This window comes from Sorangium sp. So ce834 (assembly GCF_051521425.1).
Classification (GTDB): Bacteria; Myxococcota_A; Polyangia; order Polyangiales; family Polyangiaceae; genus Sorangium; species Sorangium cellulosum_D.
On record NZ_CP150351.1, the window covers coordinates 10,024,703 to 10,048,744 of the forward strand.

General features: G+C 72.5%; 16 protein-coding genes. 7 read left to right on the top strand and 9 right to left on the bottom strand.

Translation table 11 applies throughout. The features are described from left to right. The first annotated feature begins 86 nt into the window (after window positions 1-86). The 4 genes from WMF20_RS36885 (at window position 87) to WMF20_RS36900 (ending at window position 4,996) form a co-directional block, all read left to right on the top strand. A complete protein-coding gene (locus WMF20_RS36885; RefSeq protein ID WP_437606464.1) occupies window positions 87-1,118 on the top strand; it encodes a hypothetical protein in 1,032 nt (343 codons plus the stop codon). After that, window positions 1,112-2,575 carry a serine/threonine protein kinase gene (locus WMF20_RS36890; protein ID WP_437606465.1) on the top strand — a complete coding sequence of 488 codons (1,464 nt, stop codon included), beginning with the start codon at window positions 1,112-1,114 and terminating at the stop codon, window positions 2,573-2,575. The genes WMF20_RS36885 and WMF20_RS36890 overlap by 7 nt, the downstream gene beginning before the upstream one ends. Window positions 2,576-2,736: 161 nt before the next feature. Next, entirely contained in the window at window positions 2,737-3,816 is a 1,080-nt protein-coding gene (locus tag WMF20_RS36895; RefSeq protein ID WP_437606466.1) for a hypothetical protein, read from the top strand. Between the two features lie 634 nt (window positions 3,817-4,450). Next, window positions 4,451-4,996: a hypothetical protein gene (locus WMF20_RS36900; protein ID WP_437606467.1), complete on the top strand. Its 546-nt coding sequence runs from the start codon at window positions 4,451-4,453 to the stop codon at window positions 4,994-4,996. Between the two features lie 280 nt (window positions 4,997-5,276). Here the strand turns inward: WMF20_RS36900 and WMF20_RS36905 are convergent, their stop codons facing one another. The 3 genes from WMF20_RS36905 to WMF20_RS36915 all read right to left on the bottom strand — a co-directional run bounded on the left by WMF20_RS36905 (window position 5,277) and on the right by WMF20_RS36915 (window position 8,380). Then, on the bottom strand, window positions 5,277-6,788 hold the full coding sequence (locus WMF20_RS36905) for an ArnT family glycosyltransferase (RefSeq protein WP_437606469.1): 1,512 nt from the start codon (window positions 6,786-6,788) through the stop codon (window positions 5,277-5,279). A gap of 116 nt (window positions 6,789-6,904) precedes the next feature. After that, on the bottom strand, window positions 6,905-7,642 hold the full coding sequence (locus tag WMF20_RS36910; protein WP_437606470.1) for an enoyl-CoA hydratase/isomerase family protein: 738 nt from the start codon (window positions 7,640-7,642) through the stop codon (window positions 6,905-6,907). 126 nt (window positions 7,643-7,768) lie between these two features. Beyond that, the gene (locus WMF20_RS36915; RefSeq protein WP_437606471.1) at window positions 7,769-8,380 is read right to left on the bottom strand and encodes a Dps family protein; all 612 of its coding nucleotides are present in this window, start codon (window positions 8,378-8,380) and stop codon (window positions 7,769-7,771) included. A gap of 358 nt (window positions 8,381-8,738) precedes the next feature. On the opposite strand from WMF20_RS36915, the gene WMF20_RS36920 reads away from it, so the two are divergent. Both WMF20_RS36920 and WMF20_RS36925 read left to right on the top strand, forming a co-directional pair. Further along, window positions 8,739-12,596, top strand: coding sequence for a serine/threonine-protein kinase (locus WMF20_RS36920; RefSeq protein WP_437606472.1), 3,858 nt, complete (start codon window positions 8,739-8,741; stop codon window positions 12,594-12,596). 184 nt (window positions 12,597-12,780) lie between these two features. Then, window positions 12,781-14,337 (top strand): formylglycine-generating enzyme family protein, encoded by a 1,557-nt coding sequence (locus tag WMF20_RS36925; protein WP_437606473.1) that lies wholly within the window; start codon window positions 12,781-12,783, stop codon window positions 14,335-14,337. 81 nt (window positions 14,338-14,418) lie between these two features. Here the strand turns inward: WMF20_RS36925 and WMF20_RS36930 are convergent, their stop codons facing one another. Beyond that, complete coding sequence (locus WMF20_RS36930) at window positions 14,419-15,717, bottom strand: hypothetical protein (protein WP_437606474.1); 1,299 nt, start codon at window positions 15,715-15,717, stop codon at window positions 14,419-14,421. 472 nt (window positions 15,718-16,189) lie between these two features. Between WMF20_RS36930 and WMF20_RS36935 the strand changes: the two genes are divergently transcribed. Continuing rightward, window positions 16,190-17,413 (top strand): hydroxymethylglutaryl-CoA synthase family protein, encoded by a 1,224-nt coding sequence (locus WMF20_RS36935; RefSeq protein ID WP_437606475.1) that lies wholly within the window; start codon window positions 16,190-16,192, stop codon window positions 17,411-17,413. A 123-nt stretch (window positions 17,414-17,536) separates the two neighbouring features. Here the strand turns inward: WMF20_RS36935 and WMF20_RS36940 are convergent, their stop codons facing one another. From WMF20_RS36940 to hydA, 5 genes are all read right to left on the bottom strand, one after another. Further along, window positions 17,537-17,956, bottom strand: coding sequence for a hypothetical protein (locus WMF20_RS36940; RefSeq protein ID WP_129578679.1), 420 nt, complete (start codon window positions 17,954-17,956; stop codon window positions 17,537-17,539). A 188-nt stretch (window positions 17,957-18,144) separates the two neighbouring features. Then, window positions 18,145-19,614: an NCS1 family nucleobase:cation symporter-1 gene (locus tag WMF20_RS36945; RefSeq protein WP_437606476.1), complete on the bottom strand. Its 1,470-nt coding sequence runs from the start codon at window positions 19,612-19,614 to the stop codon at window positions 18,145-18,147. Between the two features lie 84 nt (window positions 19,615-19,698). Further along, window positions 19,699-21,087 (bottom strand): NAD-dependent dihydropyrimidine dehydrogenase subunit PreA, encoded by a 1,389-nt coding sequence (gene preA / locus WMF20_RS36950; RefSeq protein WP_437606477.1) that lies wholly within the window; start codon window positions 21,085-21,087, stop codon window positions 19,699-19,701. A 3-nt stretch (window positions 21,088-21,090) separates the two neighbouring features. Then, window positions 21,091-22,488, bottom strand: coding sequence for an FAD-dependent oxidoreductase (locus tag WMF20_RS36955; RefSeq protein WP_437606478.1), 1,398 nt, complete (start codon window positions 22,486-22,488; stop codon window positions 21,091-21,093). A gap of 31 nt (window positions 22,489-22,519) precedes the next feature. Beyond that, entirely contained in the window at window positions 22,520-23,923 is a 1,404-nt protein-coding gene (gene hydA, locus WMF20_RS36960; RefSeq protein ID WP_437606480.1) for a dihydropyrimidinase, read from the bottom strand. Window positions 23,924-24,042: the final 119 nt, after the last annotated feature.

A 24,042-nucleotide genomic window follows, 5' to 3' on the forward strand; every position in this document is an offset into this window, starting at 1 on the left:
CGGCCCCAATTGCCACTCATCCAATGTTTTTGATGATCCCTTGCAAGCTCCCCTCGGCGTGATCTGTTTTTGGTATGTAGCTGCTGGTGAACCTCACGCCCTCGCGAGCGCTCGTTCGATCGCTGCTCTCCCTGGCGCTGGTCCTCGTGCCTTTGGCCGCTCGCGCGGACGCCCCCCCGGGCGGACCCAAGGCTCGACTCCAGCGCTCGGCCGACCGGGCCGTCGCGGAGGGCCAGCTCGCGGAGGCGCGGGACCTGTGGTTGCAGCTGTGGCAGCTCGAACCGTCGGAGAAGGCGGCGTGCAACGTCGGGCAGCTCTCGTTCCGGATCGGGGACATGCCCAGGGCCGCCGAGTTTCTCACGGCGTGTCTGGAGAGGACGCCGGCGCCGGCGGACGCCGGCGCGCGTGAGCGGTACCAGAGCCGAGCGCTGGATCTCGCGCGGGCGAAGCAGGCGGTCGGCGCGTTGACCTTCGCCGTGCCCCGGGGCGCGGAGGTGTCGGTCGACGGCCGGCCCGTGGGGCGGGCGCCGCTCGGCCGCGCGGTGTTCGTCGCGCCCGGCTCGCACCGCGTCCGGGCGGCGCTCGGCGAGGCGGCGCAGGAGGCCGCCGTGGAGGTGCGCGCGGGGGACGCGCGCCAGGTCGTCCTCGATCCCACCGCGCCGGCGGACACCGGAGCGGCAGCGCCGCGCCCGCCGGCGCGGGTCGAGCCGGGCGCGGCGGCGCCGCGTCCACCGGCGCCGCGCCCGCCGGCGCGGGCCGAGCAGGGCGCGGGGCCCGCGCCGGGGCTCGTCCTGCTGGGCACCGTCGCGTCCGCCGGGTGCGTCACGCTCGGCGCGGTGCTGCTCGCGAAGTCGGGCGAGCACGAGCGCAGGTTCGACGACCTGCTCGAGCGCAACCACGGAGGCTACCGGATCGCCGGCCTGGAGCTCCAGCGCGCGCAGCGCGCCTACAGCGCGATGGAGCTCGCCCAGGAGCGCGCCGCGGTCGCGCTGACGGCCGGCGCGCTCCTGGCCACGGCGACGCTGTTCTACGCCTTCTACCCTCGGAGTACCCCGAGGAGCGGCGGCGCGAGGTTGACCGCGGTGGGGACGCGGCTCCACCTGGAGGCGGCGTGGTAGATGGGTCTGGGCTGGGATACCGGATCGTCGAGCGGCTGGAGGACCTCGGCCATGTGGACGTCCATGCCGCCGTCGATCGCGAGGGCAGGGACGCGCTGCTCTACCTGAGCGAGGCGGTGCCCGGCGGGTTCCGCGACGGTCTCGAGCGGCTGCGCGCCGTGAGCCGGCGCATCGAGGAGGTCCCGCTGGTCCTCGACGGCGGCCTCGGGGACTCGTTCTGCTGGGCGGCGACGGAGCGGTACGACGGTCGGTCGCTGCGCGCCCTCCTCGAGGAGCGCCCCGGGAGCATCACGCCGCCGTGGGCGCTCTCGCAGGTCGCCGAGGTCGCCGAGGTCCTGAAGGTTGCGCACGCCGCGGGGGTCTTCCATGGGGACCTCTGCCCGGAGCGCGTGATCCTGCTCGACGACGGCTCCTTCAAGCTCACCGGCCTGGGTCTCGCGCAGCTCTTCGGGCTGAGCGCGGCGGACGCGGCGGAGGCGCCGGCTTACCGGGCGCCCGAGCAGCTCGCCGAGCCCGCGGTCCTGGACGAGCGGACCGACGTCCACGCGCTGGGCCTCGTGCTCTACGAGCTCATCGGGCTGCGTCGGCCGTTCGCGGAGCGGGCGCCGGAGGAGCTCGTCCGCTGCATCCTGAACACCACGCCGCTGCCGCTCGAGACCTTCGTCCCCTTGCCGCCGCTTGTCGCGGCTGTCGTGAGGCGCGCGACCGAGAGGCCCCCGGAGGCCCGGTACCGCGACATGGCGGAGCTCATCGCGGCGCTGCACGGCGCGCTCGAGGGCTGGTGTCGCTGGCAAGGCGAGGTCGACCAGGGGGCCGGCCCCGGGGTGCGCCGCGCGTCGATGGCGTCGCGCGGCGGGAGATCGCAGCGTCCGGCGTCGCTGTCCGACGGGTTGGCGCGGCCCTCGGGCGAGCCTGGCCCGCGGTCTGGGGGCGCGACGCCGCACGACCGGCGGCCCGAGCCGGCGAGCGAGGAGGTGACGGAGCGGCCGGGTGACGTTTCCTCCTCGATCTCGATCTCGACCTCGACCGACACTGCGCCGGCGCCCGGCGCGCAGGTGAACAGCCCACCTTCGCCTCCCGGGAGGCGGACTCGGATTGCGCTCACGGTGGGAGCAGGCGGCCTGGTCCTCGCGGCGACGGCGGCAGCGCTCGTCGTGTGGCTCCATCTCGGCTCGCCGCCTGCGGCGCGCCCGCCGACCGTCGCGCGGCTTCCGCGCGTCCTCGTGCTGGCTGCGCGCGCTGCGCCGGGTCCCGGGGAGCAGGACGCTGTCCCGAGGAAACGCCCCCTCCGCCCGAGGCCCGCGCTCCGGGCGAGTCCGGAGCCGACGGCCCCCGCGACGGCGGCGGCGCCGGTGCCGGCTCCACCGGAGCCGAAGGAGCCGGTGCCGCCGTGCAACGCGGACTGGTACGAGTGCGGGGCAAGCTGGCCCGACGCGCGTTCCAGCACGTTCCGTTGACGCCCTCGACATTTCCAGCCTTTAGCAGGGCTTTCTGTCGATTTCTTACGCGCTTCTACGACTCCGGTGCTGTATAGGAGGAGCCGTGTAGAGGGCAGTCCGCGACCCTCGCTGGCCGCTGTGCCGGCGAGCGAAGGGTCGTGCCCGGAGGCTCTGTTCGCATGAATATGCTATTTCGCCGCGTGGTGCTTGCCGCGCCGGTGCTCGCTGGCGCCGCGTGGTTCGTGGGCTCTTGTGCCGGGGATTCTCCTTCTCTGGGAGGCTACTGCGAGGACGACGCCGACTGTCACACAGAGTACCAGGACATCCCCGGAGCGACTTGCGTCGGTGATCGTTGCCAGTGCGTCGATCCGGACAAGCATATCTGTTGCCTTCCCAGCGAGGCGAGCGATCCGGATTGCCCCGTCGCGTGCAGGCCCTGCCAGGAGTGCGCTCCAGGCACCGAGGGGTGCACGCCCGACGGCGGCGTCGACGCTGGCTGCAAGAGCGACGCGGAGTGCCCTGGGCCGCCGAGCCGCGCGTGCGGGGCCGGGCGGTGCGTCGAGGGCGCGTGCACCGTGGAGATCCGCCCCGGGCCGGTCGCCTCGCAGCGAAAGGGAGATTGCCGGCGGGTGGAGTGCACGGTCACTGGCGAGCTCATCGAGCTCGAGGACCCGTCCGACGTCTACGACGACGGCGAGCAGTGTACGTATGATAGCTGCGGCGAGGGCGGGCCGGTCAACAAGCCCCTGACCGAAGGCGCGGAGTGTCCGGACGAGCAACAGAGGATGTGCCATGTGGGCACGTGCGTGGCTTGCTACAGCGGCGACGTGACCATGAACGACTGCCGCAACAACCTGGCGTGCGACGGCGTGCTATGTGTGCCCTCCCATTGCATGAACAACGTCGTCGATGTCGCGCTCGGGGAGACCGCGAGGGACTGCGGCGGTCCGTGCCGCCCCTGCGCTGCCGGTGAAGCCTGCGGGAACAGCGCAGATTGCGAGGACAAGGTGTGCGACGGAGGTCGCTGTGCTGCGCCGACGTGCGAGGACGGCGCGCAGAACGGGGATGAAACGGGGGTCGACTGCGGGGTGTTCCCCTGCCAGCCCTGCGCGGCGGGTCAAGGCTGCAGGACGGGCGCGAGCTGCGAGAGCGGCGTCTGCTGGGCGGGCGAGTGCCAGCAGGCCTCGTGCGCCGACGGGGTGATGAACGCCGGCGAGACCGGCGTGGATTGCGGCGGAGGCTGCGCGCCCTGCGGGTGAGCCGGCGGCCTGGGATGCGGGCGCGCACAGCGAGCCCTGGCTGCTCTGCTGGCCGTGCAGGCGGCCAGGACTGGGCAGCTCAGCTCGCCCTGGGCACCGGGAACGGTTCGGGCCAGGCTCCCAGCTGCCCCTCGGGAACCGGGAACGGTTCGGGCCAGACTCCCAGCTTGCCCCTCGGGAACCGGAAACGGTTCCGACCAGGCTCCCAGCTGCCCCTCGGGAACCGGGAACGGTTCGGGCCAGGCTCCCAGCTTGCCCCTCGGGAACCGGAAACGGTTCCGACCAGGCTCCCAGCTGCCCCTCGGGAACCGGGAACGGTTCCGACCAGGCTCCCAGCTTGCCCCTCGGGAACCGGGAACGGTTCCGACCAGGCTCCCAGCTGCCTCTCGGGAACCGGGAACGGTTCCGACCAGGCCCGCCGCCCTCAGCCTTCGCCATGGCGGCGACTCCCGTAGGACGGCGCTCGGGGCGCGCCCTTCGTTCTTGGCGATGGTCACGATGACCTCGGCCAACGGGACGAGCTCGACGACTTCACCCTGCCCTGAGCTCACGCGCGCGCTGGTTTATGCGGCCCTGGCATGCCGCTGGCAACAAAGTCCCGCGCGCGACGGAATGCGTCGCGTGGAGGTGGACCATGCACACCAGGCTCGGCCTGACCCTGGCCGCGCTCATGGGGGCGTCGGCCTGCGGAGCACCAGACGAACCGAGCGACGTGGGAGCCGAGAGCGGCGGCGCGGAGGACGTTCCCCCAGCGCTGCGAAGCTTCGAGGTAAGCCTCGACGAAGAGACGACGACCGAGAGCGTCATTCCGCAAATCCTCGATGCCGGGCGGCCTGAACTCGCGGCAGCCTGCGCGGACCGTCCCGAGGCGCTGATCCGCATCTACAACCCACTGGATCCGGGCGCCTTCACGGACATGCCCTGCGCCGCGTCTCTCGGCGGCGCCGAGGCCGCCGCGGGCAACGCCGTGCCAGCCTCTGCGGGCGACGAGCCGATCGAAGCGACTCAGCAGCGGTGGAGTCCGTTTTCGCTTGGGTGTGCAGCCTTCATCCTGGGCTCGACCCTCATCGCCACCCGCAAGATCTGCCCCAGGGCAACGAACCCGCGCGCCGAGAGGCATTGCAACCGCTGGTCGGATGTAGGCTTCGGTACACTCACGCTCATGTGCGCCTTCTTCTGACCGGAGGACGGCATGCACCCGATCCCGCGAACCCTGGGAATCTTCGCCTCCGGTGGCGCTCTGATCGCCGCCGCCCTCTCCGCGCCGTCGGAGCCGCACACATACTCGTGGGTGCACATCGGGCTCCCGCTCGCCCTGTATGTGTACGCCCGGTGCTGGCTAGACGAGGGTCGTGCCCGCGAACGGCGCGCCCGTGGGCTCAGGGACGAGGGGTAGCCGCGCCCGCCCGGATCGCCGCACGACCAGGCGCATCCTGGACGAAGCGCTCGGCGAGCGCCGCTCACTCGTAATGGATCAGGCGCGGCCAAGCTGCCGCCAAGGACACGCGGGGTCTCCGGCAGCGGTACACCCAGGACTCCGCCTCGTAAGGCATGCACCATCCGCAGTCCAATGGAGTGACCGGCGTGACCTCTTCGAAGAGCACCTCGAGCCGCCCTCGATGACGCGGAGAGACGACGACCAAAAGCACATCTCCGCTCGCACCGCGCGGGCCCCAGAGCCCGTAATTGTTGTGACCGCTGATGGCCCGCGGCAAACCTCGGCTCGGCCCCAGAAGATCGACGGCACCGGCCTCGCCGTAGTTGGCCGTGAAGATGCCGGCCCGCGAGCGCTCTTCGGGCTCGAGCGTGGCGTAAGCGCGGGCGACCGCCGCGACCACCGCGTCCCAGCCGTGCATGTCCGCGTACAGCTGCGGGAGCGCTCCCACTTGTTTCTTCTCTTCGGTGGCCGGGGCGACGCCAAGAGCTCTCGCGTACGCGAGGTAGCGGTGCACCGACAGGATCGGCAACGCCAGGGGCGCCGTCGCGATTCCGCCGAGCGCGACCGCGACGATGACCAGCGGCTTCGCCCAGCGTTGACGGAGGCCGTCCACCGCGACCGAGCCCGCCGCGAGCAGCACCGTGTAATACGGAGCCAGGTAGCTCGCACGGCTCTTTCCGCTCAGGGCGAGCAGCGCAAAGATTGCCAGATACGCGATGGACACCGGACGCAGCCGACCCCTCGAAGCAATCCAGAAATAGCCGAGACCGGCCAGCCAGATCGGCGCATACAGCGGATGCATCATTTCGATCTGCTCGAACGAGAAGCCAGCCCAGGACACCTCCGCCATTTTTGACTGGGTGGCCCCTCGCAAGAACGCGGCCGTGGGCCAGCCATGCTTCATTTGCCAGAGCAGGTACGGCACGCCGCACGCCAGCGCGCCGAGGAGCGTCAGCCAAGGCGCGCGTGTTCGCAGCAGATCTCGGCGCGTCAGCAGGAGGCCGCCGCCCATGCCCGCGATCAGCCAGAGCGCGCCGAGCTTGTTGAGCAGCGCGAGCCCGAGCGTCGCGCCGAGCGCCACCCAAGATCTGGAGTCGCCCTCTTGAAGCACGCGCACGAAGAACCAGGCGCTGGCGCCCCAGAGCGCCAGATCCAGCGCGTTCATGGAGTAAAATGAGCTGAGCCCCAGGTACACGGGCGCGAGCGCGGTCGTCAGCATGGCGAGCGCCTGCGCCGCGCGCCCGCCCCCCAGAGCGCGCGCCGTACACGCCGCGATCGCCACGGTGAGCGCATGCGCCAGCGCGGGCACCCATCGCAAGGCTGTCACCGATTCGCCCAGCGTGCGGCTCACGAGCCACAACAGCGCGATCGAGAGCGGCGGATGGTCGACGTAGCCGAAGTCGAGCTCCCGGGCGCAGGCCAAATAATAGAGCTCATCGCGGAAGTAGCCATATCCGCGCAAGAACGGCAGGTGCATCAGCGCCGTCGCGACGGCGCCCACCAACGCCGCTCGGTTTACCTGATTGCGGCCCATGGGGCTAAGCATCCCAGGAACGTGGCGTCCGCAAGGTCGATCCTGCTGGTCCCCGCACCTGCCGACCGTGGCCGCGCGACCGGACACGCCGGCGAAGCCCCCGGCCCCTGCCTACCTCACCCCGCGAGCGGCGCCGAAAACGCCTGCTTCGCGGAGAGCAGCGCCTCGACGAAGGCCTCCCGCTCCTCGGGCAGCGGCGCCGCGATCCGCTCCCACGCCTCCTTGCGGTGGCTCGCCTTGACGAACCGGAACGCCGCCGCGGGGCGGCTGCACGCCGTGGCGAGCCAGCGGCGCGCGTCCTCGAGCGGCTCCTTGGAGAGCGAGTCGCCGACGCCCATCTCGAACACCTCCGCCGGAGAATGGCTGTCCGCCCCGAAGACGAGCCGCCGAAACGCGCGGGTGGGGCAGGCGGCGCGCACGATCTCGAAGGCGACGCGCGGGAACGGGATCCCCACGACGAGCTCGGGGAGCCCGAACTTGGAATCGCCGTCGCCGAGCGCGATGTAGTCGGCGCACATCGCGAGCACCGCGCCGCCCGCGAGCGCGTGGCCGTGCACGGCGGCGGCGAAGGGCTTCGGGAAGCGGAACGCGGCGCCGAAGGCGGCGTCGAAATCGTCGAGGAAGCCCGCGAGCCGCGCTCGATCGAGCGACGCGACCTCGCGCAAATCGAGCCCCGCGGACAGGCACTTGCCGGCGCCGCGGACGAGGACGCCGCGCACGGCGTCGTCCTCCGCGAGCCGCCGGAAGACGTCGGCCATCTCGCGGAGCACCGCCTGGCTCATCGCGTTGACCTTGGGTCGGTCGAGCACGACCTCGGCGACACCGCCGCTCTCGAGCACCTCGATGAATTGCATCGGGAGAGCATCGCGCACCGCCGATCACGGCGCAAGACCGCGCGCCCGGCGGCGATCCGACGGCCTCATCCACCCCGGTTACCCCGGCCACCCCCGGCCGCGCTCAGGGCGGTATCGCCCCGCCGCCTACCGCGCCCGGACGAGCGGCGTGTCCACGAGGTGCTCGGACAGGAACCACACCTGCATCTCGTTGACGCGGACAATCTGGCTCACGAGCAGGTCGTTCGTCCCGTCGTCGCCGCCCTCCGCCGCCTTGCCCGCCGCCTCGCGCGCCTCGATCAAGATCTGCTCGTGCGCCTCGAGCAGCCGCGAGATCTGCACCGGCACCTCCTCGCGCCCCCGCGGCGGCCGCTCGATCTTCGACATCTCCGCGACGTCGTGCGCCATCGCGATCGCGATCCCCCCGAGCGTCTGCACCCGCTCGGCCAGGTCGTCGACGAGCTTGGCCTGCTCCTCGTAGTGCTTGTCGAGCAGGAGGTGCAGCGAATAGAACGTCGCCCCGGATACCTGCCAGTGGTGCTTCTTGTACATGTCGCGCAGCACCATCGTGTCGCTCAGGATCTGATTGAGCGCCTTGACGCTCGCCGCGCGCACGTCGTCGCCGAGCCCGAGCGGATAGCGCGCCAGCGCCCCGTACGGCTGAATCTCCTCCCCGCGCTGGCGCAGGATGGGTTGCGCCTCGGGCCCTGGCCTGCCGTCCCTGGTCGTCTGCTCACGCAACTGAGTCATGGTCGCCATGATCGCTCCTCTCGCCACCCCACCTTCTTCGCGTTCGAGGCGCCGCGTGGCAACCCCTCCACCAGCGCCGCGAGGCCGCCTGTGCGCGCGTGCCGCGCTCACCCCGCCTGCCGCGCTCACCCGCCTGCCGCGCTCACCCCACCTGCCCCGCGGCTCCCCTGCCCTGCGCTCTGTTTCGATGACATTTCCAGCGCGCGCCCGCACATGCGCGCTCGGCCGCCCCGGTCGGCTTTCCCCCCCGAGACGTACGCCGGCCCGGGCGCGGGCCCGCGCGGCGCGGAATGAGCACTGGACGCAGAGCTTGCCTCGCTGGCAGTCTGGCCGCCGGTGAGCACCCTCCCGGGGCGCTCGGTGAGCGATGCAGGCAGGAGACATCATCGACGGCCGCTTCTGCATCGAGCACCTGGCGGCCTCCGGCGGCATGGGCGCCGTCTACCGCGCCCGCGATCGAGAGACCGGCGAGGCCGTCGCCATCAAGCTCCTGACCACCGAGGGCGCCCCGCACCTCGGCCGCTTCGCGCGCGAGGCGCAGGCGCTCGCGGCGGCGCGCGTGCCCGGCGTCGTGCGCTACGTCGCGCACGGCACGACCGCGTGGGGGCAGCCGTACCTCGCCATGGAGTGGCTCGACGGCGAGACGCTCTCCGACCGCCTCACGCGCCAGGGCCTCACCCTCGAGGAGACCCTGGAGCTCGGCCTGCGCGTCGCGACGACCCTCGGCGAGATCCACAGGCTCGGCCTCGTCCACCGCGACCTGAAGCCGAGCAACCTGCTGCTCCAGGACGGCGCGCTCGACCGCGCGAGCCTCATCGACTTCGGCCTCGCGCGCGCCGCCACCGACGAGCCGCTCACGGCCGCCGGCCTCGTCCTCGGCACGCCCGGGTACATGGCCCCCGAGCAGGCCCGCGGCGAGCTCAGCGCCGACGCCCGCGTCGACGTGTTCGCGCTCGGGTGCATCCTCTACCGCTGCCTCACCGGCCGCCCCGCCTTCCAGGGGAACGCCGGCCTCGCCGTGCTGATGAAGGTCCTCCTCGAGGACCCGCCCCGCGTGCGCGAGCTCCGGCCCGGCACCCCGGCCGCGCTCGACGACCTCGTCGCCCGCATGCTCGCGAAATCGCCGCAGGATCGGCCCGCCGACGGCGACGGCGTCGCGGCCGAGCTCGCCAGGATCGACGCGCCCGAGGGCAACCTCGGGGGGCCGCGCTCCTTCCCGCCGCGGGCCGTGGAGCTCACGGCCGGCGAGCGGCGCGTGATGTGCCTCGTGGTCACCCGCGAGCCCCCCGCCGAGGGCGACGGCGCCGAGGAGCCGCGCCGCGCGCAGCTCTGGCAGCTGCACGACGTGGCCGAGCAGTACCGCGGCGAGCTCGAGCTCGTCGAGGGCCGCTCGCCGCTCATCGTGCTGTCGGGCGCGGGCACGCCGACCGACCTCGCGGCGCGCGCCGCCCGGTGCGCCCTCGCGCTGAAGGAGCTGCTCGGCGGCGCGCCCGTCGCGCTCGCCACCGGCCGGGCGGAGCTCTCGGCGCGCGTGCCCGTCGGCGAGCTCATCGACCGCGCCTTCCAGATGCTCGCGGCCGACGACGGCCGCTTCCCCCTCGCGGGCGTCCGCATCGACGAGGTGACCGCGGCCCTCATCGGCGCCCGCTTCGACGTCGCCGAGGACGCCGCCGGCCGCGTCCTCCACGGCGCGCGCGACGAGCGCACCGCGCAGCTGCTCGGCAGGCCGACCACGTACGTCGGCCGCGAGCGCGAGCTCGCGATGCTCCTCGCGGAGGTCGATCGCTGCATCGACGAGGGCGCCGCCGGCGCCGTGCTCGTGACCGCCGAGGCGGGCATGGGCAAGTCGCGCCTGCGCCAGGAGCTCATCCGCAAGCTCCGCGAGCGCGGCGACCGGATCGAGATCTGGATCGGCCAGGGCGACCCCATGGGCGCGGGCTCGGCCTTCGGCCTGCTCGCGAGCGCCCTCCGCCACGCCCTCGGCATCGCCGACGGCGAGCCGCTCGAGGCGCGGCAGCGCAAGATCCGGAGCCGCGCGGAGCAGCACGACGGCCTCGACGCCGCCCGCGTCGCGCCGTTCCTCGGCGAGCTCGTCGGCGCGCCGTTCCCCGACGAGCACGACGTGCAGCTCAGGCTCGCGCGGCGCGACGCCGTGCTGATGGGCGACCAGCTCCGCCTCGCCTGGGAGGCCTTCCTCGGGGCGGCGTGCCGCGCGGGGCCCGTGCTCCTCGTGCTCGAGGACCTGCAGTGGGGCGATCTCCCCACCGTCACGATGGTGGAAGGGGCGCTGCGGAAGCTCAAGGACGCGCCGCTGCTCGTGCTGGCGCTCGGGCGGCCCGACGTGCGCCGGCTCTTCCCGGGGCTCTGGGAGGGCCGGCTCGCGCACGAGCTGCACCTCTTGCCGCTCCCGCGCCGGGCGAGCGAGCGGCTCGTGCGCGAGGCGCTCGGCGCGCACGCGCGGCACGACCTCGTGGCGCGCCTCGTCGAGCGCGCGGACGGCAACGCGTTCTTCCTCGAGGAGCAGATCCGCGCCGCCGCGGAGGGCAAGAGCGAGGGCCAGCCGGAGACGGTGGTGGCCATGGTGCAGGCGCGGCTGGAGACGCTCGACGCCGAGGCGCGGCGGCTCCTCAGGGCGGCGAGCATCTTCGGCGAGACGTTCCGGGCGAGCGCGGTCGCCGCGCTGCTCGGGAGCGTCGACATCGCGCCGCTCCTCTCGGAGCTGCTCCGTCGCGAGGTGATCGTGCGGCGGGGCGAGGGGCGGCAGCGCGACGACGCGGAGTACTGCTTCCGCCACGCGCTCGTGCGCGAGGCCGCCTACGGCATGCTGACCGCGCGCGACCTCCGCATCGGCCACGCGCTCGCGGGCGGCTTCCTCGAGGCGGCCGGCGAGGGCGATCCGCGGGTCCTCGCCGAGCACTTCGAGCGCGGCGAGGAGCCCGAGAAGGCCGCCGAGTGGTACCTGCGCGCGGCCGACAAGGCGCTGCGGGGCAACGACCTCGCCGCGGCGATCGCGTGCGCCGAGCGCGGCATCGCCTGCGGGCCCGGGGAGGCCGCGGTGGGCGCGCTCCGCCTGGTCGAGGCCGAGGCGCAGCTCTGGCGCGGGGAGCCCGCCCTCGCCGAGCAGCGCGGGCTCGAGGCGACGCAGCACCTCGCGCCCGGCTCCGTGGCCTGGTTCTCGGCGTTCACGCAGCTCGCCGGCGCGGGGCACAAGCAGGGCCAGTACGAGCGCGTCGAGCGCTGGATGATGGTCGTCCTCGACGCCGAGCCCCTCGAGGGCGCGCGCGTCGCGAAGAACGCCTGCCTGCTCGAGGGGGCGATCGTGCTCCTGCTCGGCGGCCGCTACGCGCGCGTCGACGCGCTGATCGACGCGGTCGAGCAGGCGACGGAGGACGCGTCGGCCGCGGATCTGCTGATCGAGGCGAAGCTCCTCTACCTGCACGGGCTGCTCCGGCAGCACAACGGCGATCCGAGCGCCTGCATCGCGAGCATGAGCGCGGCGCTCGCCGCCTTCGAGGGCATCGGCGATCGCCGCGAGGCGTGCCGGGCGCGGCTCAACATGGGCCTGTGCTACGTGCAGTTCGGGTACTTCGAGGCGGCGGCGGAGGTCCTCCGCGCCGGGCTCGAGGAGGCGGAGCGGATGGCGCTCGACGATCGGGTGCCGAACGCGCTGCAGAACCTCGGCCTCGCGCTGGCCCACTCGGGCCAGGTCGACGCCGCCAAGGCGGCCCTGCGGAGCTCGATCGAGGCGCTGGAGCGCCGCGGCGACCGGCGCCGGGAGTGCGAGAGCCGGCTCCAGCTCGCGCGCGTGCTGCTCCTCGCGGGCGAGCCCGCGCTCGCCGAGGTGGAGTCGCGGGCGGCCGAGGCGCTCGCGCGGGACGTGCCCGAGCGGCTCCCTGCGGCGATCGCGACCCGCGCGCGCGCCCTGCTCGAGCTCGGGCGCGCCGGGGAGGCGCTCGCGGCCACGACCGAGGCGCTGTCGCTGCTCGAGTCGGACCGCCGCGAGGAGGAGGGCTTCCTGGTGCGCCTGGTCCACGCCGAGGCGCTCTCGGCGACCGGCCAGGCGGCCGAGGCCAAGGGCGCCATCGCGCTGGCCCGCAATGGGCTGCTCGTGCGGGCCGGGAGGATCGGCGATCCGGTCTGGCGCGAGCGCTTCCTGAGCGACGTGCCGGATCACGCGCGGATCCTCGCGCTCGCGCACGAGTGGCTGGACGAGGCCGCTCGCTGAGGCGCCTGCGGCCGTGGAGCGCCTGCGGTCTCGTGGAGAAAGGCGTCCGCGGCGCACGGGGAAGCACGTATCCGGCGGTGACTTCGGCCCGCCGACCGGTGTTTTGTCGCGCTGGACAGCCGATATCGCAAGTAAGCTGGGCGTCTTCCTCTGACCTCGTGATTGAATGCAGGGAGGCAGCTCCATGATCCGGTCGTCTGTCGTTCTGATTCCTCTCGCGGCCCTCGCCGTGGCCGTCTCGTGCAGCAGCAGCAATGATGGGGGCCGGCCTCCGACCCAAGGAAACCTCCCCACGGGCAGCGTCACGACGGGCACCGGCGGCACCGCCGGGCAGGGCAGCGGCACCGGCGGAGACGGCGGCGGCGCCGGCGGACAGGGCGGCGGCACCGGCGGACAGGGCGCGGGCGGCGCTGAGCCCTCGCCGGGCTGTACCAACGGCGTGAAGGACGGCGGCGAGACCAGCATCGACTGCGGCGGCGGCGACTGCGATCCCTGCCCCGCGGGCGAGGCGTGCGCTGCGCCGACGGACTGCATCTCACGGCGTTGCGAGGAGAGCGCGGCCGGCGGCGGGCCCACGTGCGCGGAGGCGCGGTGCGACAACGGCGTGAAGGACGGCGACGAGACCAGCATCGACTGCGGCGGCGGCGCGGCGCCGCGCGACGGCAACCCGGCGTGCCCTCCCTGCGCGGACCTCCTGGACTGCGCGGTGGGCTCGGATTGCGAGTCGCTGAGCTGCGTTGGCGGCAAGTGCCTGACGGCGAGCTGCAGCGACAAGGTGAAGAACGGCGACGAGACCGCCGTCGATTGCGGCGGGCGCTGCGCCGGCTGCGCGGCCGGCGAGGCATGCCGCCTGTCGACCGACTGCCGCGAGCGCGTCTGCGCCAGTCAGATCTGCCAGACGGAGAGCTGCAGCGACGGGGTGAAGAACGGCAAGGAGACCGACGTCGACTGCGGCGGGACGGTGTGCGGCACCAAGTGCCCTGCGGGGCAGCAGTGCACGCGCCGCGAAGACTGCGTGACGGACGTCTGCAACACCACGACCCATCTCTGCGCCTGCCCCGACGGGATGTTGATCGCGCCGGTGGCGGGCGGAGGGAACTACTGCATCGATCAGTACGAGGTGACCAAGAAGGAGTACAACGCCTTCCTGGGGGCGAGCCCGATGCTCGCCGGCCTGCCGGCCGAGTGCTCCGGGAACATCTACCAGCCCTCGGACGGGTGGCCCTACAGCGAGGAGAGAGCGCCCGTCAACTATATCGACTGGTGCGACGCTTACGCGTACTGCATGTGGCGGGGCAAGCACCTCTGCGGCAAGATCGGCGGTGGAGCGAGCTCGCCCGCCGATCTCGCGAACGCCGCGCAAAACGAGTGGTACAACGCGTGCTCCGGCCAGGGCGTGAACGAATATCCCTATGGCCACGCGTACGCGCCGAGGTGCAAGGTCAACGATCCCGACGGCGAGTTCGCCCTGAAGTCCGTGGGTCCCACCCCGATTCCGCCGGTGACGATGTGCGAGGGCAGCGTGACGGACCTCTATCATATGAGCGGCAACGTGGCCGAGTGGGAGAACTCCTGCGACGCGGAGGGCAACTGCCTCATCCGCGGCGGCTCGAGGGCGTCCGAGCCGGACGCGGACGATGTCGCGAAGGGCTCGCTCAAGGCGGCCAGGTGCGATGCGCGCTCGTACGCGCCCCGGCGCGACGACACAAACCCGGACATCGGCTTCCGCTGCTGTATGTGAGGGTTCGCGCCTGACGGCGCACAGGGCAGCGCGCCCGACCGGGCGGCGGCGCTGGCGAGCGCCGCCGCCGCTCGCGCATGCTCAATCCGCCGCTTCGGGATCGCAGCCGTAAAGGACGTCGATCGCCGCCCCGGCGTCGGCCTGGACCGCCTGGCACGCGTCGGGGCAGAGCTTGATCATGTCGTCCTCGATGAAGAACGAGCCCGCGGCGCACGCCGCTGCGTTCGGCACCTGACGGAACGACCGCGGGTCGCCCCCCTCGCCCGGCGTGTACTGGACGACCACGGTCTTGAGGTCGATGACCTCCCCCGGCGGCGAGTCCGGCACCGCGAACTCGCACTCGACCACCGCGCCGGTGATGACGCCCTCGGCGATCGCCTGGAACACCATGTCATAGGAGCTCGTCTGGCAGAGCGGGAACCTGAGGCCGCCGGTCCTCTTGCTGAGCGTCTGGTAGCCCGTGCCCGGCGCCACGGCGGTGCCGCACATCTCCTCGACCACGTCGCCGTCGGGCCCGTAAGCGTCCGTGGCGGGCGTGTTCTCGCGGAGCCCGACGATGCTGTGGAAGACGTAGTTCCGCGCGGTGACGTCGCCGAAGACCGCCGGTTCCAGGCCGAACAGCAGCTTTTCGAAGTCGTCGGCGACATTGTTCAGGGGCTGCCTCGTGTCGTCGATATAGATGTTGCGCGGGAGGTGCGTCGACTGGCAACCCACGTGATCGTCGGTGATCACCGTGATCACCTTGAGCGAGTCCTCGCGCACCCACTCGGACCAGCCGGACGGCGCGACGCCGTGCTGATCGGGCAGGCCGCCGTTGTAGCTGCCGAGCAGGACGCAGAGCGCGTCGTTGCTCCTGATCTCGTGGCTGTATTGGTAGAAGACGGGCGGGTTGTTCCCGGGCGCCGCCGGGACCGGGTCGCAGCTCACCGCGCTGAGCGGGGCGCCGACGCAGATCGAATCGTCGACCTGCGCGGTGCCGTGCGCGGAGATCATGATGACGCGGTAGTCGATGCCGCTCGCGCCGATGATCGCGGCGAAGCTCTCGTTGATGTTGTTCTGCACGCTGATGATCTCGTTCGCCATGCTGGGCGAGTTGTCGATGACGAACACGATATCGACCGGCCGCTTCGTGAGCGTGGCCTCGGCGACCGTGGCGGCACACGCCGTGTCCGGCGTGACCGGCGGCGCGCCTCCCGTGTTGTGGCCGGAGCCCGCGCCGATCTGGTCGTCGCCGCCGTCGCCGCCGCCGCCAGCGGTCCCCCCCGCGCCCCCGGCGCCGCCGCCCGCGCCGCCGTCGCCACCGACGTTCGCTCCAGCCGCCGCGCCGCCCTCGCCTTCCGCTCCGGAGCTGCAGGAGCACCCCGCGGCGCCGGTGATCATCAGAACACCCAACCCAAGAAGCGGAACCAACATGGTAGACCGGGAGAGCTTCACATGAACCTCGACCGCTAGGGCGCAAGAACGCGCCATATCAGATTGCACAATTGCAACGAGATGTGGTGGTGAATTTGACCTGAACGCGATTTTTTCTCGCTGGTTGCTCGCTCGCTGGGTCGTGTGAGGGTCGTTGTGTGCTGTGCGCGGCGCGCCGCGCGCTCTTCCAGACCCGATGTGCTGCGGTCCGGGTCGAGGCTCCGCTTCATGCGCGTTCGCGCAAAGCACGCACGTCCGGGCGCGCGAGCGCACATCGGTCCACGGACCGCAGCAGGTCACATCCGCCGCGGCGCCGGATCGGGGCGCCCCCGCGGCACCCCGACGGCGCCACGACGCGCCGCATCATCACCTGTGCCGCTCCTCCGAGCTTCCGCGCGGGCTCGATGGTCTCTGCACAATGTGCCCCTAGGATGCAGGGATGAGCCTACGTCATGACTTTCCCCCGATCGGCATCGATGCGATCGCCCTCGCCGTCCCTCGTCGCTACGTCGAGCTCAGCGAGCTCGCCGAGGCCCGGGGCGTCGCGCCGTCCAAGTACCTGACCGGCCTGGGCACCCGCCGGATGGCGATCGCTGCGCCCGACGAGGATCCGATCACCCTCGGGGCCAACGCGGCCCGCCGCCTGTTCCAGCGCTCGGGCGCGAGCCCCGCGGACATCGGCCTCTGCGTCGTGGGCACCGAGACCGCCGTGGACCACTCGAAGCCGGCGGCCTCCTTCCTCCACGGCCTGCTCGGGCTGCCCAGCGCGTGCCGGGTCTTCGAGGCCAAGCACGCCTGCTTCGGGGGCACCGCCGGCCTGCTGAACGCGGTGGACTGGATCGCGTCCGGCTCGGCCCGCGGCCGCGCCGCCCTCGTCGTCTGCTCGGACGTGGCGCGCTACGCGCTCGGCTCGGCGGGCGAGCCGACCCAGGGCGCCGGCGCCGTGGCGCTGCTCGTGCGCGAGCGCCCGCGCCTCGTCGAGATCGAGGTCGGCAAGACCGGCACCTACGCGCGCGACGTCTACGATTTCTGGCGGCCGCTCCACCACAAGGAGGCGCTCGTCGACGGCCACTTCTCGGTGCAGTGCTACCTCGACGCCCTCGCCGGGGCTTACGCCGAGTGGCGCCGCGTCGCGGGCGACGGCGAGCCGCTCGCGCGCACCTGCTACCACGTCCCCTACGGCAAGATGGCCCGCAAGGCCCACCGCCACCGGCGGCTGATGGACGGCCTGACCGAGCAGGCCGCCGACGAGAGCTTCGCCGTCGAGGTGGAGCCGTCGCTCGATTTGCCGGCGCGCATCGGCAATATCTACACGGGCTCGCTGTACCTCGCGCTCGCGTCGCTGCTCAACGCGGAGGCGCGCGTCCTGGAGGGGCGGCGCGTCGGGCTGTTCAGCTACGGGTCGGGCTGCTGCGCCGAGTTCTTCGCAGGCAGGGTCCGGCCGGAGGCCGCCGCGCTCGTGGCCGACCTCGCGATCGACGCCCCGCTCGACGGGTGCCGCCACGCCTCGATCGCCGAGTACGAGGCGCTGCGCCGGAGCGACGAGGCCGCCGACCGGCGGCCGGCGCCGGAGGACGCGGAGCGCGGGGGCGCGAGCCTGGACCGCCGGGTCGTGTACCTGGGGCTCGATTCGAGCGAGCGGCGCGTCTACGCGAACGAGTGAGCGCCGGACGCGGACGCCGGGCGGCGGCCGGCGCGCTGGGGCCGGCCGGCGGCCGGCGCGCTGGGGCCGGCCGCCGCCCGGCGCGCTGCCCCCAGCGCGCCGGGCGGGGGCGGCCGGGGCGGCTCAGTCGGCCGGCAGCTCCTTCGCCTTCACGGTGAAGAGCTCCGCCCCGCCGGCCGCCGCGACGACGACCCGCAGCGTGCCGGAGGGGACCGCCCTCTTCATGTCCGCGGCGACCGCCTGCGTGACGGGCGAGAGCGGGGCGATGATCTCGGCCAGCGCCGCGCGCGACATCACGCCGGCCAGGACCGGCGCGCGCACGCCGGAGGCCAGGGCCGAGCGGAGCGTACGCTCGGGCTCGAGATCCGGGTCGCGCTCCTGCAGGCCGATCGCGATGAGATAGCCTGTCGGCTCGCGCAAGGAGAGGAGATAGCCCGAGAGCGACGAGACGGCGCTGCGCGGGGGCATGCTCCGCAGCAGGCGCCCGAGCTCAGGGCGGTGATCGTCGAGCAGCTCGGCGCGCTCGTCGTGATCAGAAGACATGCGCCACCTGCCCTTTCTTCTCAAGGGCGGTCGTGGGGAGATCGCGATTCAACCGGATTTCCGTCGCTGCGAGTTTCATGACCGTGTGCCTCCAGCGAGGGCTCGTGCCCTCGCTGTTGTTTGTTCCGGTCACCCCGCCGCGCGTGTCATGGAATCGGACGCGGCGCCGCGAAATCCCCCCGCCCGCGTCAGCGCGCCGGCGACGCCCCGCGCGCCGCGGCGGGCTCCGCGCGGCCGGCCAGCGAGAACAGCATGTACAGCCCTCCCGAGACGAAGAACCCCACGAACCACGCGTACGTGTAGATCGCGCGCATCACCTCCGGGACGCCGTCCTTCATCGACGGGATCGCCTCGGCAAGGAAGCCGGGCAGGTTGATGAGCACGCCGACCGCGAGGGCGGCCATCGCCCGCCAGTTCACCCCGCCCTGGTACTCGTAAGCCCCGCCGCGCCGGTACAGGTCGCCCACCTCGAGCTGCGTCCTCCGGAGGAGGAAGTAATCGGCGATCATGATCCCGCCGATCGGCCCGAGGAGCGCCGAGTAGCCGACGAGCCACGTGAAGATGTACCCCTGCGACGACTCGATGAGCTTCCACGGCAGGATCACCGCGCCGAGGACGGCGGTGATCACGCCGCCCGCCCGGGCCGAGATGCGGTGGGGCGCGAGGTTGGAGAAGTCGTTGGCCGGCGAGACGACGTTGGCGGCGAGGTTCGTCGAGAGCGTGGCGACCGACACGCCCACCATCGCGAGGACCATGATGAACGCGCCGCCGATCCGGGCGAGCAGCTTCACCGGGTCCCAGATGAGCTCCCCGAAGATCACCGGCGTGGCCGAGGTGACCGCGACCCCGATGAACGAGAACAGCACCATGGTCGCCGGCAGCCCGAGCGCCTGGCCGATCGCCTGATCGCGCTGGCTGCGCGCGTACCGCGTGAAGTCCGGGATGTTCAGCGAGAGCGTGGCCCAGAACCCGACCATCGCGGTGAGGCCCGGCGCGAACACGCTGAGGAGCTGCCCCTCGGGGATCTTCGACGGCTGCGACAGCATCGGGCCGAACCCGCCCGCGCGGACGTACGCCCAGCCGAGCATCACGAGCCCCATCACGATGAGGAACGGCGCCGCCCACGTCTCGAGGAACTTGATCGACTCCGTCCCCTTCAGGATGAAATAGAGGTTGATCGCCCAGAAGACGGCGAACCCGAGGAGCTCGCCGGGGTGGATGCCGATCGCCCCCTTGAACGCCGCCGAGGTGAGCGGCGCCTCCGCCGAGGGCAGGAGCGCGACGAGGAGCTGCCACAGCGCCTGCCCGCCGAGCCACGTCTGGATGCCGAACCACCCGCAGGCGACCAGCGCGCGCAGCACCGCGGGCACGTTCGCGCCCGTCACGCCGAACGACGCGCGGGCGAACACCGGAAACGGGATGCCGTACCGGGTGCCCGCGTGGGCGTTCAGGATCATCGGCAGGAGCACGATGACGTTGCCGAGCGCCACGCACGCGAGCGCCTGCTGCCAGCTCATCCCCTGATCGATGAGCCCGGAGGCCATCGTGTACGTCGGGATGCAGACCGCCATCCCGATCCACAGCGCCGCGAAATGCCCGAGCTTCCAGGTGCGCGCCGCCTCCGGCGTGGGCGCGAGATCTTCGTTCGTCAGCGACATCGAGGCTCCTCCCTGCGAGCTCCGCCGGCGCGTGCGCGTTCGCGATCGTCGCGGGCTCCGGGCCGGCGGATCAGGAGCCCGGGATCAGGAGCTCCGCGCGCGGGCGGTCGCTTCCAGCCCGCCAGGCACGAAGTCCGTCCCCTTCTGGACACGGTCGTTCCACGTCTCAGGCGGCCTGCCTGACGGCACCTCCCTCATCGTGATGCACCCCGACACAGGGCACACCAGCGCGCACAGGTTGCAGCCGATGCACTCCTCCTCGTCCACGAACGGGACGCGCGACGGCACGGCGGCGCCGCTCGGGTCCGCCGTCACCGGGCGATCCGGGATGACCTTCGGGATGTGCGTGTGGCCCGCCGCGCGCGCCTCCGCCTCCGTCCTGCCCGGCAGGTGGATGCACTGGTGCGCCCCGTCCATGCAGGCGACGTAACAGAGCTGGCAGCCGATGCACTTCTCAGCGCTGATCTCCGCGACCACCCGGTACGAGAGATCGAGCTCGCCCCACTCCTGCACCTGCGGGATCGCCCTGCCCCGGAGCTCGCTCACCGAGCGCATCCCGTGATCGTCGAGCCAGTCGCCGAGCCCCTCGATCATCTCCTCGACGATGCGGTAGCCGTAGTGCATCACCGCGGTGCACACCTGCACGCTCGTCGCGCCGAGCGCGATGAACTCCGCGGCGTCGCGGGAGCTCGAGATGCCGCCGATGCCCGAGATGGGCAGCCGGCCGATCTGGGGGTGGCGCGCGAGCTGGCTCAGGAGGTGGAGCGCGATCGGCTTGACCGCGGGCCCGCAGTAGCCGCCGTTCGTCGACGCGCCGCCGACCCGCGGCAGCGGGACCATCCGCTCCAGATCGACGCCCATCAGCGACTTGATCGTGTTGATCAGCGAGATCCCGTGCGCCCCGGACCGGAGCACCGCCTCGCCCGGCTCGAGGATGTCGCCGACGTTGGGCGTGAGCTTCACGATGACCGGCGTCGTCGCGAACTCGACGGCCCACCGCGCGATCTCCTGGAGGACCGCCGGCTCGTTGCCGACGGCCGAGCCCATGCCGCGCTCGCACATCCCGTGCGGGCAGCCGAAGTTGAGCTCGAGCCCGTCGGCGCCCGTGTCCTCGGCCTTGCGGATGATCTCGCGCCACTCGTCCTTCGTCTCGACCATGAGCGAGGCGATGAGCGCATGGCCCGGGTAGCGCCGCTTGACCTCGCGCATCTCCTTGAGGTTCACGTCGAGCGGGCGGTCGGTGATGAGCTCGACGTTGTTGAGCCCCATGAGCCGCATCGTGCCGTAATCGATGCCTCCGAAGCGGCTCGACACGTTGACGATCGGGTTTCCGAGCGTTTTCCAGACGGCGCCGCCCCAGCCGGCGTCGAAGGCGCGCCGGACCTGATCGCCGGTGTTCGTCGGCGGCGCCGAGGCGAGCCAGAACGGGTTCGGGCTCTTGATCCCGGCGAAGTCGATAGAGAGGTCGGCCATCGCTCAGCTCCCTTGCGGTGCGGGCCCGGGCGCCGCGCCGCCCGCCCGCGTCATCAAAGCTTCGTGCATCGCGCGCGCGGCGATCTTGGCCTCGGCGACCGCGTTGACGACCTCCTTGCCGCCGTTCACGCAGTCGCCGCCGCTGTAGACCTTCGGGTTGCCCGTGCGGTGCGTCGCCGGGTCGACCACCACGCGCCCCCGCGCGTCGAGCGAGACGCCCTCGAACGCGAGCGCCACCCGCGTCGCCCGGCTCTGCCCGATCGCGACCGCGACGAGGTCGGCCGGCACGAGCTCCTCCGCGACCGGCGCCGGGCCCTGCGCCCCCCGCCGCGCGTCCGCGGGCGCGACCCGCAGCGCGACGACCCGCCCGCCCTCGCGCACCACCTCGACCGGCACCCGGTTCTCGACGAGCCGCGCCCCGGCCACGCGCGCGCCCTCCAGCTCGTGCGCGTAGCCCGACATCTCGGCCTCCGAGCGGCGGTACACGATCGCCACGTCGACCCCGAGCAGCGCGAGCTCGTGCGCGACGTCGAGCGCCGTGTTGCCGCCGCCGACCACGGCCGCGCGCCGCACGCCCGCGAGATCGAGGCGCGGATCGGCCTTGAGCCGCTCGATGAACGCGGTCGCGCCCACCACGCCCTCGCCGTCCTCCCCGGGGATGCCGAGGCGCGCGTCGGCGCCGAGGCCGAGCCCCAGGAAGACCGCGTCGTAGCCCGCGATCAGGTCGCCTGCCGACACCTCGCCCGGCGCGGCCGCCCGCTCGACGACCGAGACGCCCGTGCGGAGCTCGACGTCCCCGAGCGACAGCACCCACTCGAGCTCACGGAGCGCCTCGTGGCCCTTCATCTTGTAGGGCGCGATCCCGAGCGTGTTCAGGCCGCCGGGGATCGACTTCCGCTCGAAGATCACGGCGCGGTGCCCCTCGAGGGCGAGGTAGCCCGCCGCCGCGACCGACGCGGGCCCCGCGCCCACGAGCGCGACGCGCTTGCCCGTGGGCGGCTTCGCCCGGAAGAGCCGCGGATCGCGCGCGAGCGCCGACTCGACCGCGTAGCGCTGGAGTCGGCCGATCGCGATCGGCGCGCGCCCCCACGCGTTGTAGACGCAGTCGCCCGCGCAGAGCACCTCCACGGGGCACGCCTGCCCGCACGACTGGCCGAGCAGGTTGGCCGTGAGGATGGTGCGGGCGGCGCCCTTCACCTGGCCTGTCGCGATCTTCCGGATGAAGCTCGGGATGTCGATGGAGGTCGGGCACGCCCTTACGCAGGGCGCGTCGACGCAGTAGAGGCACCGGTTCGCCTCGGCGATCGCCTCGGCCTCGGTGTAGCGCGGGCTCTTGTCCTCGAATCGCTCTTCGATCCGGCCGGACGGGAGGGGTGAGGGGCGGCTTGGGTCTCGGGTCATGCTCGTGCTCGCGCGCTCCGGCGGCCTCGGATCACGCGGCCCGTGAGCCCTGGATCGGGCCGAGCCGCCGCGGCAGGTAGCGCCCGGCGCCGCGCTCCACGTCGAGCTTGCCGTCCGCGAACTGGACCCGGCCGTTCACGATGACATGCGTCGGCCTCCCCTTCACCTCGAACCCCTCGAAGATGCTCCGGTCGCACCGGTGGTGGTGGGTCTTCGCGGAGATCGTGCTCGTCCCCTTCGGGTCGAAGACCACGAGATCCGCGTCGCCGCCGGGCACGATCGAGCCCTTGCGCGGGTACAGCCCGAAGATCTTGGCCGGCTGCGTGGAGACGAGATCGACGAAGCGGTGGACGTCGATCCGCCCCTCGAGCACCCCGTAGGTCCAGAGGAGGGCGAGCCGGTTCTCGATGCCGGCGGCGCCGTTCGGGATCTTCGAGAAGTCGTCCTTGCCCATGTCCTTCTGGCCGACCTGGTTGAAGGGGCAGTGGTCGGTCGCCACGGTCTGGATGAGCCCCGTCGAGAGCGCGGCCCAGAGCGCGTCCTGGTGCCCCTTCGGCCGGATCGGCGGGCTCATCACGTACGCCGCGCCCTCGAAGCTCGGCTTGTCGTAGACCGAGTCGTCGAGCAAAAGGTACTGGGGGCACGTCTCGGCCATGACCACCTGGCCCCGGCTGCGCGCCTCGGCGACCGCGGCGAGCGCCTCCTTGCAGGTGAGGTGGACGATGTAGATCGGCTCGCCGAGCACCCGGGCGAGCATGATCGCGCGCCCCGTCGCCTCCCCCTCGATCGGCGAGGGGCGGCTCTCCGCGTGGTACCGCGGGTGGGTCTTGCCCTCCTTCAGCAGCTTCTTCTGGAGCGCGACGACCGCGTCGCCGTGCTCGGCGTGGACGGTGACGAGCGCGCCGAGGCCCTTGGCCGCCTCCATCACCTGGATGAGCTCCGGGTCGTCGACGCCGATGGCGCCGCGGTAGGCCATGAAGGTCTTGAACGACGGGATGCCGCGCTCGCGCGCGCAGACCGCCATCTCCTTGAGCGTCTCGTCGCCGAACCAGGTGACGGCCATGTGAAAGGCGTAATCGGCCACCGCCTTCTTCGCCTTCTCGTGCCACATCGCGAGCCCGTCGAGCAGCGATTGCCCGCGGCTCGGGATCACGAAATCGATGATCGACGTCGTGCCCCCGGCGACGCCTGCCGCGGTGCCGGTCTCGAAGTCGTCCGAGCTCTCCGTCCCCATGAACGGCAGCTCCATGTGCACGTGGGCGTCGACCCCGCCCGGGAAGACGAGCTGCCCCGAGGCGTCGATCACCGTATCTCCCGCGCGCTCCTTCGCGAGCCCCGCGCCGACCGCGGCGATCTTCCCGTCCTCGCAGTAGACGTCGCCGACGAACCGGTCGCTCGCTGTGATGATCTCGCCGTTCTTGATCAGGATGCCCATGTTGCTTCTCCGCGGGTGCGCGCCGGGCGGCGGGCCCCCTCCGGGGGGCGGCGCCGCCGTGGCGAGGGAAACGCCGGGGGAGCGTGCCGTCCGCGACCAGCGCCCCGGCGCTGCTCCTG